The 11,797-nt window shown below is 65.7% G+C and carries 12 protein-coding genes; 5 read left to right on the top strand and 7 right to left on the bottom strand.

Going from position 1 to position 11,797, the window contains the following annotated elements:
- Positions 1-21: 21 nt before the first annotated feature.
- The 7 genes from ACZ5YD_RS05185 to ACZ5YD_RS05155 form a co-directional block, all read right to left on the bottom strand.
- Positions 22-675 carry a metal-dependent transcriptional regulator gene (locus ACZ5YD_RS05185; protein ID WP_379744780.1) on the bottom strand — a complete coding sequence of 218 codons (654 nt, stop codon included), beginning with the start codon at positions 673-675 and terminating at the stop codon, positions 22-24.
- A gap of 79 nt (positions 676-754) precedes the next feature.
- Positions 755-1,459: a phosphoglycerol geranylgeranyltransferase gene (locus tag ACZ5YD_RS05180; protein WP_379744783.1), complete on the bottom strand. Its 705-nt coding sequence runs from the start codon at positions 1,457-1,459 to the stop codon at positions 755-757.
- Positions 1,460-1,579: 120 nt separating this feature from the next.
- Entirely contained in the window at positions 1,580-2,536 is a 957-nt protein-coding gene (locus ACZ5YD_RS05175) for a DUF4382 domain-containing protein (RefSeq protein WP_379744786.1), read from the bottom strand.
- Positions 2,537-2,778: 242 nt separating this feature from the next.
- Complete coding sequence (locus ACZ5YD_RS05170; RefSeq protein WP_379744789.1) at positions 2,779-5,376, bottom strand: DNA topoisomerase I; 2,598 nt, start codon at positions 5,374-5,376, stop codon at positions 2,779-2,781.
- Between the two features lie 123 nt (positions 5,377-5,499).
- A complete protein-coding gene (locus ACZ5YD_RS05165; RefSeq protein WP_379744792.1) occupies positions 5,500-6,771 on the bottom strand; it encodes a threonine synthase in 1,272 nt (423 codons plus the stop codon).
- A 135-nt stretch (positions 6,772-6,906) separates the two neighbouring features.
- Complete coding sequence (gene dph5 / locus ACZ5YD_RS05160; protein ID WP_379744795.1) at positions 6,907-7,707, bottom strand: diphthine synthase; 801 nt, start codon at positions 7,705-7,707, stop codon at positions 6,907-6,909.
- A gap of 109 nt (positions 7,708-7,816) precedes the next feature.
- Positions 7,817-8,965 carry an MFS transporter gene (locus tag ACZ5YD_RS05155; protein WP_379744798.1) on the bottom strand — a complete coding sequence of 383 codons (1,149 nt, stop codon included), beginning with the start codon at positions 8,963-8,965 and terminating at the stop codon, positions 7,817-7,819.
- Between the two features lie 313 nt (positions 8,966-9,278).
- On the opposite strand from ACZ5YD_RS05155, the gene ACZ5YD_RS05150 reads away from it, so the two are divergent.
- The 5 genes from ACZ5YD_RS05150 to ACZ5YD_RS05130 all read left to right on the top strand — a co-directional run bounded on the left by ACZ5YD_RS05150 (position 9,279) and on the right by ACZ5YD_RS05130 (position 11,783).
- Complete coding sequence (locus tag ACZ5YD_RS05150; RefSeq protein ID WP_379744801.1) at positions 9,279-10,265, top strand: calcium/sodium antiporter; 987 nt, start codon at positions 9,279-9,281, stop codon at positions 10,263-10,265.
- Positions 10,266-10,370: 105 nt separating this feature from the next.
- Positions 10,371-10,607, top strand: a complete 237-nt coding sequence (locus ACZ5YD_RS05145) for a hypothetical protein (protein ID WP_379744804.1) — start codon at positions 10,371-10,373, stop codon at positions 10,605-10,607.
- Entirely contained in the window at positions 10,604-10,957 is a 354-nt protein-coding gene (locus tag ACZ5YD_RS05140) for a type II toxin-antitoxin system PemK/MazF family toxin (protein ID WP_379744807.1), read from the top strand. The genes ACZ5YD_RS05145 and ACZ5YD_RS05140 overlap by 4 nt, the downstream gene beginning before the upstream one ends.
- 185 nt (positions 10,958-11,142) lie before the next feature.
- A complete protein-coding gene (locus tag ACZ5YD_RS05135; protein WP_379744810.1) occupies positions 11,143-11,388 on the top strand; it encodes an AbrB/MazE/SpoVT family DNA-binding domain-containing protein in 246 nt (81 codons plus the stop codon).
- Complete coding sequence (locus ACZ5YD_RS05130; RefSeq protein WP_379744813.1) at positions 11,385-11,783, top strand: PIN domain-containing protein; 399 nt, start codon at positions 11,385-11,387, stop codon at positions 11,781-11,783. Before ACZ5YD_RS05135 ends, ACZ5YD_RS05130 begins: the two co-directional genes overlap by 4 nt.
- Positions 11,784-11,797 lie beyond the last annotated feature (14 nt).

The raw sequence follows: 11,797 nt of genomic DNA, 5'->3' as shown, positions 1-11,797 counted from the left end.
AGGACGCCCGGGGAGGTGGCCTCACGCCGGGCGAACGCGGATCGAGTTCGCGACCGCCTCGGGGAGGCTCTGTTCGCCCGCCGGCGTCCGGACGGTGATCATCCCGAAGGGGGCCACGTCGGTGATCTCCATCTCCGTTCCGGGGGTCACTCCGGCCTCGTCGAGGTAGGCCAGTTCCTCGTCGTCGCGGTCGGAGACGCGCGTGACCGTCACGCGATCGCCGGGTGAACACTTCGCGAGCCCGACGGAGTCGTCGTCGACCGGCTCGAGGTCCGCGCCGGGGATCGGGTCGCCGTGGGGGTCGACCTCCGGATCGTCGAGCGCGGCGGCGACGCGCCGCTCGAACTCCTCGGAGATGTGGTGTTCGAGGCGGTCCGCCTCGTCGTGGACCTCGCTCCAGTCGTAATCGAGGTGTTCGGCCAGGTAGGCCTCGAGCAGCCGGTGGTGGCGGATGACCTCGAGGGCGACCGCCTCGCCCTCGGGAGTCAACTCGACGCCCGTGTACGGCTCGCGGTCGACGAGCCCGCGGTCGGCCAGCTTGGAGAGCATGTCCGTGACCGTCGGCGACGTCTTTTCGACCTCCTCGGCGATGTCGGAGGTCGACACCGGCGGACCGTCCCGCGTCTGGAGGACGTAGATGGCCTTGAGGTAGTCCTCCATGACGTCGCTGAGCATCATCGACGTGTTGGTCGGGGTGGCGGAAATACGTGCGGGATCGGATCCGACTCTACGTGAGGGACCGGATACAGATCCGTCAGTTCGCGTCCTTCGCGCCCTCAACGGTCTCGCGGACGGCCGCACAGCCCTCGTCGTGGAGGAGGTCCCCGACGACGACGACGTCGGCGTGGGTTCCCATCTCCCGGGCGGTTTCGTAGTCGTGTATCCCGCCGCCGTAAAACAGCGTGGCCTCCTCGAGGGCGTCCCCGGCGGCCGCGACCGTCTCGGGGTCGCCGAAGGTCCCCGAGTACTCGACGTAGACGACGTCCTGTCCGAACAGACGTTCGGCGACGCTCGCGTAGGCCGCGACGTCCTCTGGCGACTGGTCGCAGTCGGCGTTCGTGTACTCCGCGACGGAGGCCTCCGGGTTCAACACGATGTAGGCCTCGGTGTGGGTTCGGTCCCAGTCGAGACCGTCCTCGATGCGGACCCACTCCTTGTGGGCGCCGACGATCCAGAAGGGATCTTCGGCGTTGAACACCGTCGGGATGAGGTAGCCGTCGAGCTCCGGCGAGTCGATGACGACGGAGGGGTTCGACGGCTCCTGGTAGATCGGGACGTCGTGTGCGGCACACGCCTCGATCACGCGTTGCATCTTCTCCTCGGTCACGCCGAGCGTGCCGCCGATCTCGATCGCGTCGGTCCCGGTCCGAACGACGTCCTCGAACGTCTCGTTCCCGTACAGCTCCTTGTCGGGATCGACTTTGAGGAGGTGATCCCACTCCTCCCACGGGTTCGTCATTACACGGAGCCACACCGGCAGGGTGTAAAAAGCAAGCGATGGATCGTGCGGGACGCCCGAATCGCCACCGGATCCGAGGCGAACGTCGCGAAGGCGAAAACGGACGCCAGCGTCGGGAGGTCAGGACGAGGGAGTCGACTCGGTCGTCTCGTCGTCAGCGCGCTCGGTTCCCGAGGACGGTTCATCGTCTCCCGTAGACGTTTCATCGTCGTCGGAGCCCCCCTCATCCGTGTCGGCATCCTCATCGCCTTCGTCCCTCGACTGCTCGGGTTCGACCTCATCGACGTCGACGTCGGTTCCCGCGACCCCGCTCTCCGATATCACGGGTTGGAGGTTGTAGCTCGCCTGATTCCCACGTTTGACCACGTTGATGTCGAAGACGAAGCTCGTCGTCTCTCCCGACCGGACCTCGAACGGCTTCGTGATCTGCAACTTCCCGCTTGGAATCATCACCTCCACCTGATCGCCGTCGACGATCCCCTCGATATCGGAGGCGTGGAGCTCGATCTTTCGGTAGCTCCCCTCCGACAGTTCACCCTCGAAGACCGGCATCGCGTCGTTCTCGATCACTTGCGTCAGATCGACGGTCGCGCCGTCGAGATCGATGACGGAGAACCCCTCGCGCCGTTCGACCCGAGCGTCGGATCCCGAATCGGGCCCCCCGTCTGATTCGTCCGTTTCGTCTGATTCGTCCGTTTCATCGGGTTCGTCCGTCCCGTCGTCGGCACCGTCGTCCGTGCCCGTCCGATTCTCCGTGTCCGACCCGTTTTCCGAGTCGGTCGAGTCGGCCTCCTCCTCGGATTCCTCGCCTTCGCCCTCGAACACCCGAGCGCTGTCGAAGGTGACGTCGAGGCGATCGAAATCACCGATGTCGGCGGGCATGTCGCTCACCAACAGTCGGAAGTTCGATCCGGACGGCTCCGATCCGTCGGATCCGGGACCGCTCGGTACGCCCGAACAACCGGCGAGAAGTGTCGTTCCCACTCCCGCCCCGAGCGTGAGCACGCGTCGTCGGTTCAGATGGATGGGCGATTCGTCGTCGTTCGATCGATCGAAGGACAGGTCGTCTCGGTTCATGGCGTCCTCCACTAGGGACGCCGAGTGGATATATTCGAACGGTACTTCAGACGAATTTAACGGGTTTAATTCGGATTTACCGCACCGCAGTCATTCGATTCTCCGGATCCAAGTCGGAAACACGGGGATCGGGATCCGGGCCGTAGCCGTGGCCGGTCGAACGCGCGCCCGCCTCCGAAGTGTATCGATGGACGTCGATCAGTCAGTCGATGGACGTGGATCCATCCGTCGATGGACGTCGATCAATCCGCGTTCGCCTGCCAATCACGGACCGTATCCGGCCCGACACCCTCGACCCGGTCGGCCAGGTCGTCCGGGTCGGCCTCCTTGAGGTCGGTGACGCCGTCGACGCCGGCGTCGGCGAGCTTCTCCGCAGTGCGTTCGCCGATCCCCTCGAGCGTCTCGAGTTCCGAGCCGTTCTGTCGGGCCTCGTACTCGCGGTAGTTGCAGATGGGACAGCCGAGCTCCCAGGGCTCGTCACCGGAGTGGACCCGGAGGTGCGGCAGGTCGTGTTCCTCGCAGGTCTCCTCCGTCACCTCGATCTCGCCGCGGCGGGGCAGCGGTAGCGAGTAGTCGCAGTCGGGATAGCGCGTACAGCCGACGAGCCGCGATCCCGACCGCAGGTGTTTGATCGCGAGCTCGCCGCCGTGGTCGTCGCCACACGCGGGACACTCGCCGATGATCGTGTCCTCGGTGGCGTCGGCCTCGTCGGCCTTACACTGCGGACAGCCGTGAACGAACGTCTTGCGTCCCGCGAGCATCTTGACGTGGTGGAGGCCGTGGTCCTCGCAGGTCTCCTCGAGGACGATCGGCTTGCCGGTCGAGGGAAGCGGCAACGTGTACTCGCAGTCGGGATAGCCGTCACAGCCGACGAAGTGGGAGCCGTACCGCGACTTCCGGACGAGGAGATCCGAGCCGCACTCGGGACAGGGGCCGATCGTCCGGTCGGCCTTCAGCGACTTCCGTAGGTGATCGCCGATATCCTCGCGGGAGTCGGCCAGTTCCTCGAAGACCGCCTCCAGCAGCTCCCGCGATTCGGCGGTGACCTCGTCGTAATCCGCCTCGCCGGCCGCGATGGACTGCATGTCCCGTTCGAGCTGTGCGGTCATCTCCTCGGAGACGATCCGGTCGGCGAACTCCTCTGCGGCCTCGACGACCGCCTCCGCGAGCCGCGTCGGCCGCGGCGGGTCGTTCTCGATGTAGTCGCGGTCGTAGAGCTTCTCGAGGGCGTTGTGTCGCGTCGCCTTCGTCCCCAGCCCGCGCGACTCCATCTCCTCGATCAGCCGGGACTGGCCGTACCGCCGCGGCGGCTGCGTCTCCTTGGCCTCGACGCGACGTTCGGAGAGCGCGAGCGTCTCGCCCTCCTCGACGTCGGGGACGATCGTCTCGCTCGCGGAGCCGTAGGGGTAGACCTCGTGGTAGCCGGCCTCGAGGAGCCGCTTGCCGTTCGCCTTCAGCCGGAGGCCGCCGTCGGCCGCGAGCGTCGGCTCCGCGCCGTCCACGGCCGCCTCGGGGTCGCGGAGCGCGGCCCGAGCGTCGGCCCGGGAGGCGATCGTCGTCGCCTCGCCGTTCGCGAGCGCGAGGACCCGGAGGTGCTCCCAGGTCGCCGCCGGTGCGCACGTCGCGAAGAAGCGCCGCACGACGAGCTCGTAGACCTCCCACTCGTCGTCCGAGAGGTCCGACCGCGAGGGCAGCTCGCCGGTCGGGTGGATGGGCGGGTGGTCCGTGGTCTCCTCGTCGCCCTCAGTCGCCTCGATCGTCTCCCGTTCGAGCAGCGAGGACGCCTCCTCGGAGAACCCGCTCTCGAGGAACGCCTCGAGCAGCTCACGGGGGTCGAGGTCCTCCGGGTACACCGTGTTGTCGGTCCGCGGATAGGTGATGTAGCCGGCGGTGTAGAGGTCCTCGGCGATCGACATCGCGCGCTGGGCGGAGTAGCCGAGCGACCCGGCCGCGCGGATGAACTGGGTCGTGTTGAACGGCGCTGGCGGCTCGTCGCTTCGGGTTCGACGGCGGACGTCGTCGACGGTCGCCCCGCCGGCGGCCTGAAGGGCCTCGGAGAGCGTCTCGGCGACGTCGCCGTCCCAGACGCGCTCGGCCTCGTTTCCGTCGGCGTCGAGCAGGAAGTACTGGGCCTCGAAGGCGTCCGCGTCCTCCTTCTCGAGGTCCGCGAACAGCTCCCAGTAGGACTCGGGGTCGAACGCCCGGATCTCTCGTTCGCGATCGACGATGAGTTTGAGCGTCGGGCCCTGCACCCGTCCCACCGAGATGAAGTCGTCGCCGAGCTGGCCGGCCGAAAGCGAGAGGAACCGCGTGAGCGCCGCCCCCCACATCAGGTCGATCACCTGGCGGGCCTCGCCCGCGGCCGCCAGGTCGAAGTCGATCTCGTCGGGCTCGGCGAAGGCGTTCTTCACCTCGTTTTCGGTGATCGACGAGAACCGGACGCGGTCGACCGGGACGTCCTCGTTCACCTCGCGGACCAGCTCGTAGGCCTCCTTGCCGATCAGCTCGCCCTCCCGGTCGTAGTCGGTCGCGATGGTGACCCGCGAGGCGTTCCTCGCGAGCCGGCGGAGGGCCGCGACGATGTTCTCCCGCGTCGGGTCCTTGCTCACCGGCGCGTCGATGAGTTCGACCGGCTCGACGTCGCGCCAGTCGTCGTACTCCGGCGGAAAGTCGACCTCGACGACGTGGCCCGACAGGCCGATACACCGCTTTCCGCCCCACTTGTAGACGTTGACGCCGTTCATCCGCTCGGACTCCGCGGACTCCCCGCTCAGGATGTCCGCGATCCGCCTGGCGGCGTTCTCCTTTTCGGTGATGATCAACTCGGGGCCGCGACTCATTGAGGTCCGGTAGGAAACTGCTCCGCGTAAACCTTTCGTGCCGGGGATTCGCGCTTTCGTGCCGGCCACTCGGACGGGATCCCGGATCGAACCCGCGGCCGAATATTGCGGTCGAACCCGCGCTCAGATCCCCTTGCCCATCAGGTGGCTTCGCAACACGTCGGGCGTCTTGACCCCGCTTTCTGTGTTGAGTAGGACGACCGTCTCGTCGCCGTCGAACCACCCATCCTCGGCGAGCGCCCACGCGCCGGCCGGGGCCGCACCGCCGGCAGCTCCCATCTCCAGCACCTCGTGTTGGGCGACCGCCACCGCGCTCTCGAGAATCTCGTCGTCGCTCGCGGTCACGCCCCGTCCCCCGCTTTCGCGCACCGCCTCCACGGCCCACTCGCCCCCTTCGGGGTCCGCGATCTCCAGCTCGCCGCAGATCGTATCGGGCGTCCCCCAGGGCTCCGGGGCGTCGATTCCTCGCTCGATCGCGGCCGCGATCGGAGCACACCCCTCGGCCTGAGCCGCGACCAGCCGGGGTCGCTCGTCGATAACCCCGAGGGATTCCAGCTCGCGGAAGCCCTTCGCGATCCCGGCGAGGACCTCGCCGCTCGCCGTCGGGACCACGACCACGTCGGGCGCGTCCCACCCGAGATCGGCGGCGAGCTCGTATGAGACCGTCTTCGCGCCCTCGTGTCGAAACGGCGTGGAGAACTCCGAGAGGTCGGTGTAGTCGGTCGCGAGCTGTTCGTCGACGGCCGCGACGGCGTCCGGGTGGCGCCCGCCCACGACGCGCATCTCGCCGCCGTGAACGTTCGTCATCGCCTTGTTCGAGAAGGCGCACCGCGAGGGAACGAACGTGTACGATCGAAGCCCCGTTCGGCCCGCGTACGCGGCCATCGACTGACCGGCGTTTCCGGGTGAGGCACACACGAGCGGTTCGACGACCGGGCTCGAACCGGACCCGTCCGTCCCGGCGGTCCCCTCCCCGAGTCCCGCCACCGCCGACATCGCGACCGACAGGCCGCGATCGAGGACCGTCCCGGTCGGGTTTCGCCCCTCGTCCTTGAGGTACACCTCGTCGACGTCGAGCTCGTCGGCGAGACGCTCAGCGGCGACGAGCGGGGTCGATCCCTCACGAGCCGAGACGGCCGACTCGGCGGGAAACGGCAAGACCGCGTCGAATCGCCACAGTCCCGGCTTTCGCGAGTCGGTCGGCGGATCGTGTGGACGCGACGGATCGGCGTCGTTCGACGCGGCCTCACGGATCGCGTCCGGATCGATCGCGTCGAGGTCGTAGCTCGGATCGAGCGGTCCGCCGCAGTTCGAACAGCGTGCCGACGCCGCGAGCGCGTGGTCGCTTCCGCAGCCGCGACACGTCAGTCCCTCGAAGGCGTTGGTCGTCTCCATACCGGCCCTTCCGGACGGGGCGACTAATCGCTTCCCGTCCGCGCCGAGGGGCCCCGTCGAGGATCCACGCCGTTCCCACGGAACCGGCAGTTCCACGGATCCGCGCTCCATCGACCGCTCGCTGCTTCTGTGGTCTCAGTGTTCCGGCAGCAACTCCGCGGGCGCGTCCGCCAGCCCGGCGAGCGCGTCGGCCTCGACGTGGTGGAGGTCGCCGGGGATCACGAGCAGGTGGAGCGGATCGCCGAAGTTCCGCTCGGCGAGCGCCGACAGTCGGTCGGCGGCGACGATCGAGTCGGGGCTGCCGGCCCGGGCGACCGCGACCGCGAGGACGTCCGCCCACTCGGTCGCGAGCAGGTCCGCGGCGTGGTCGGCCGACATGTACTCCTCGTGGTCCGGATCCGGCCCGCGCGGGCCCATTCCGACCTTGATGTCCAGATAGACGATGGTGTGGAGTCCCCGTTCGCGGTTGGCTTCGATCGTCTCGATCACGCTCTCCGGAACCGAGTCGCCGCCGTGGGCGTAGGGGAACGGGAGCGTGACGGCCTTCCCGAACCGGTAGTTCTGCAGGCCGGTCACGCCGGAGGCGGCCGACTGGGCGGTGACGCCGTGGATCACCCGCGTCTCGATGCCGCGCTCCTCGGCGCGGAGTCGCAGATCCGTGTGGGTGGTCGAGACCATCGTGTCGCCGGCGGTGAGGAAGGCGACGTCCGAGGTCTCGGCGGCGTTCAGGATCGGGTCGGGATCCTGCTCCACGCCCGCCCGGTCGCGGACCTCGATCTCGACCTCGTGGTACGCCTCGAGGTCCGCGACGTCGGCGCCGACGAGCCGACTCGTGTAGAACTCCGCGAACGCGCGGTCGGACGCGCGGAGCGCCTCGCGCCCCTCGACGGTGATCGATCGCTCGTCGTGGAGCCCGAGGCCGATGAACGTGAGCATGCCCACGCTCGGACGCGGAGGGGCTTATGGAGTCCGAAATCGTCGCTGTCGCTCGCCGCGACGATGGCGAGCCCAGACCGGACGTCCGGTTCGTTCCGCCGTGATCCGCCTACCGGCGTCCGTTCCGGCTCCGGATCCAGAGTACGACGAGCCCTCCCGCGAGGAAGAAGGGGAAAAGCGCCAGGAAGGCCAGGTTGTACCCGTATCCCTCCGCGAGGTACCCGATGTAGACCGGACCCGCGGACCCGAACAGGATGAGGATGCTCCGCGCCGCGCCGTAGTCCCCGCCCATGCTCGTGTCCGGGAAGTTGTCCATCAAATAGGCGTTCAGCACCGGCGGGTAGCCGGTGATGCCGGCGGCGAGCAGGGCGGCGCCGAGGGCGACGAGCGGCGTCGATTCGGCAACGTAGAGAACGGACAGGCCGACCGCCCCGCTGGCGGCCGCTCCAGCCGCGACGGTGAGATGGCGAAATCGGTCACCCAGGTTTCCGGCGACGATCCGGACCGCAGCACCGACGACGAAGAACGCGACGAAGAAGTTGTTGGCGAGCGTCGATGAGAACCCCTTGGCGAACTGGAGGAACGCCGGCAGGAACCCGAGCACCCCCTGGAAGACGAGGCCCATCAGGATGTAGGCCACGATGATCCACCGGATCCGGGGCTCGCCGAGGATCCGACGGACCGTCCCCCGAACCTCGAAGGTGACCTCGGAGACGTCGAGTTCGTACCGGCCACGGTGAAGGAAATGCATCCCCCCGATGACACAGACGAGCGCCGCGGCGACCGGCAGGAAGGCAACCCGCCAGGTCGCCACGGCGAGTACTCCGATGGCGATCGCCCCGGAGAGGGCGCTGCCGATGTCGATCGAGGCGGTGTAGACGCCGAAGGCCTGCCCGCGGCGTTCCTCGAAGAGCGCGGCGAGTTGGGCGTACGAGGACGGCGAGAACAGGCCGCCACCGAGTCCCATGACCACGAGCCCGACCACGAATCCGGCGTACGTCGACGTCCCCAGGAGCGTGAGGAACCCGGCCGTAAGAAGCGTCATCGCACCGATCAGAACCGTCTTGTAGGAGAGTTGATCGGCCAGTCGTCCTCCGGGGTACTGGGTAACCGCGATCGCGACCCACATCGCCGACAGCGCGGTCCCCGCCTCCGCGGACGTGATGGCGAGATCCTCGATGATCGACGGGAGCAGCGGTCCGAAGATGTTCCGTCCCACGAACGCCGACGTCGTACCGAGCACGATGAGCAGCAACACCCGTCCCGAGTATCCCCCCGATCAATCGCTCTTCGTCGTCGGACGTTACCATGTCGACGACCTCTTTTTCACGATCGATTATAAAACGACGGGCGCACGCACCCGTTCCCGTGGGGAGTCCTCCCGTCGGAGATCGGTCGCACCGCAATCGGGCGAGATGGGTATCGGTCGATCCGCTCTGAGATGGTCAGGGGGTCAAAATACGGGTTTCTCCCTCTCTATGGGTGTTTTAACCGATCGATCCCATGACATACCGTACGGCCACTGGGCTGGATGCCAAACTTTGATTGACCCACCCCAGTATGCTCGTACGATGGTTCAAGGTGACTCGATCGTTCAAATCGGCGTGATTCTCCTCTCCATACTGGGGCTGTGGATCGGCGCGCGACTCCTCGTCGATGCGGTCGTTCGGTTGGCTCGACGGTTCGGACTCTCGGACCTGACGATCGGACTGACGATCGTCGCGATGGGAACGTCAACACCTGAGCTGGCGGTTTCGTTGGACGCTACCCTCAAGGGGTTTGGTGATCTCGCGGTCGCGAACGTCCTCGGATCGAACATCTACAATCTGGCGTTTATTCTGGGCGTGATCTCCCTGTTGAAGGTGATCCCGATCGCGGAATCGCTCGTTCATCGTGACGGCATCGCTCTACTGGCAAGCACTCTCATCGGTGGAATCGCGGTTTTCGATCTCCGGATCACGAGATTCGAAGGCGTACTCTTGGCGGGTACGTTCGTCGCCTATACGGCCTATCTGCTCCGCGCCAACCAGTCGGACTCGACGACATCCCCCGATCAGGCACCCGGAAACGGAGGGGTGGCCAGTTCAGTGACCGAACGTGTGGCCTTCCGCGGGCGTGATTTCGGCCTGCTCCTGGGTGGCCTAGCGCTGGTGCTGGTGAGCGGCGACTACATGGTGGTCGCCGCTTCGGAGTTGGCCCGCGGCGTCGGGATCTCCGAGTGGGTCATCGGCGGGACGATCGTCGCAGCGGGTACGTCGACGCCGGAGTTCGCCGTCTCGCTCGTGGCGATCCAACGGGGGAGCCTCGGCGTCTCGGTCGGAAACATCGTCGGCAGCAACATATACAATATCACGGGGATCCTGGGCGTTGCGGCAATCGTTCGTCCGCTCGTCGTGAGTGGCCTGGCGCTTGAGACGTTAGCGTGGTTGGCCGGTGTCTCTCTACTGATGGTTGCTGCTCTTTGGACGAAACGAGAACTCTCTCGTGTGGAAGGTGCCTTCTTCACCACCTCCGAAATTGCTCGATGGATTCTGGGGCTACTCGGACTGGTCGGTTAGTTCACTCGTACTGGTAGCTGAACTCGATAACGTTTCGGGCGAAACGATGGGGATGGGTAATAGTGAACAAGAGTTATTCTTCAGTGGGTAATAGTGGGTAACATAATGAAAGTCGACGCGCGGGATCTGCGGACGAACGAGACGGACGACAGGGGTCGAATCTACCTCGGGACGGAGTACGCCAACAAACGCGTCACGGTAGCCGTCGTGAATGTCGAATCCGATCGGCCGGATGACGAGGAACTGGCAGCCGCGTATCGCGAGGCCTCTGAAAGTGCGGAAACGCTGGCCGAGGACTGGGATGGGGTGTCGGACGAAGCGTGGACTGGGCTGGATGAATGAGCGAGGCAGTAGCGGTTCGCCGTGGAGACGTGGTCGTCGTCCGACTCGATCCCGCCGAAGGGCACGAGATGCGGAAGACTCGACCAGCGGTGGTCGTCCAGAACGACGTTGGAAACCAAAACTCCAGTACGACCATCGTCGCGCCAGCCACTGGAACGCCCCGTGGCTACCCCTTTGAGGTGATCGTCGAAGCGGACGGTTCTCCGTTCGAAAAAGACTCCGCTATCCGTCTCGACCAGATTCGGGCCGTTTCCGTCGAAAAGCGGATTCACTCGGTCGCGGGACGTCTCGACGGAGAAACGATGAACGAAGTGGACGACGCGCTGAAACTGAGCCTCGGACTCGAGTGAACACCGCCTGAACGTGACGCGCGCGGGATTTCAGCAAATCCTCCACGCGCTCGCCAAACACGTCGTAGAGCGGGGTAGTTCACACGGATGAATTCCACCATACAAGCTGCTGAAACGCCCCGTCGAACACCACTCGTCGAGGTTTGGTGGTAAAATTCTTTGTTCATGGTAACGTAGTATCCGATATGTCAACAGAGACGGACGGGCAGGGGCGGCTATACATCCCGAAAGAGGTGCGCGAGAAGTACGGCCAAAAATATCACATCGTTATGTACGAGGACAGAATCGAGCTGATTCCGGTCGCAGACGACCCGCTCGCCGCTGTCCGCGAGGCGGCAGGCGAACTCCACGATGCATCCGTCGAGGAAATTCGGAAGGATATCGAGGCAGAGGCGAAAGACGAAGCTGAGGAAGCCGGCGGCGACGGATGACGGTGTACGTCGAGACGGATTTCCTGCTCGCACTCGCCAAAGATACCGATTGGTTACAGCGTTCCGCAGAGGACGCTCTCACCGAATACGATGTCGAAACGTCACCGTTCTCGTATCTCGAACTCCTTCTCGCTCGGGAACGTTACGAGTTCGACTACGTTCCGCTGGTGGCGAACCTGCTCGAACTCGTCCCCGTGCGGGACGAAGAAGAGAAACAGGTCGTGCTGAAAGCCGTCAACTACTACGAGGGGGGGATGACGCCGTTCGATGCGTTCCACGCGGCGACTGCGGAAACGCGGGGGATGGACGTACTCTCATCCGAGAAAGATTATGAAGAGATCGAGGTAGAACGGGTCCCACTCGAACCGACCGATGAGGACAAATCGACGTACTGATCGTTTAATACGTC

Source organism: Halopenitus salinus (assembly GCF_055397165.1).
The sequence above is the reverse complement of the archived record's forward strand: the minus strand, read 5'-3'. Positions and strand labels throughout refer to the sequence as shown.

Coding starts and splice junctions, on each gene's coding strand:
- ACZ5YD_RS05185 (WP_379744780.1), bottom strand. CDS start 675: ATGCTCAGCGACGTCATGGAGGACTACCTCAAGGCCATCTACGTCCTC.
- ACZ5YD_RS05180 (WP_379744783.1), bottom strand. CDS start 1,459: ATGACGAACCCGTGGGAGGAGTGGGATCACCTCCTCAAAGTCGATCCC.
- ACZ5YD_RS05175 (WP_379744786.1), bottom strand. CDS start 2,536: ATGAACCGAGACGACCTGTCCTTCGATCGATCGAACGACGACGAATCG.
- ACZ5YD_RS05170 (WP_379744789.1), bottom strand. CDS start 5,376: ATGAGTCGCGGCCCCGAGTTGATCATCACCGAAAAGGAGAACGCCGCC.
- ACZ5YD_RS05165 (WP_379744792.1), bottom strand. CDS start 6,771: ATGGAGACGACCAACGCCTTCGAGGGACTGACGTGTCGCGGCTGCGGA.
- dph5 (WP_379744795.1), bottom strand. CDS start 7,707: ATGCTCACGTTCATCGGCCTCGGGCTCCACGACGAGCGATCGATCACC.
- ACZ5YD_RS05150 (WP_379744801.1), top strand. CDS start 9,279: ATGGTTCAAGGTGACTCGATCGTTCAAATCGGCGTGATTCTCCTCTCC.
- ACZ5YD_RS05145 (WP_379744804.1), top strand. CDS start 10,371: ATGAAAGTCGACGCGCGGGATCTGCGGACGAACGAGACGGACGACAGG.
- ACZ5YD_RS05140 (WP_379744807.1), top strand. CDS start 10,604: ATGAGCGAGGCAGTAGCGGTTCGCCGTGGAGACGTGGTCGTCGTCCGA.
- ACZ5YD_RS05135 (WP_379744810.1), top strand. CDS start 11,143: ATGTCAACAGAGACGGACGGGCAGGGGCGGCTATACATCCCGAAAGAG.
- ACZ5YD_RS05130 (WP_379744813.1), top strand. CDS start 11,385: ATGACGGTGTACGTCGAGACGGATTTCCTGCTCGCACTCGCCAAAGAT.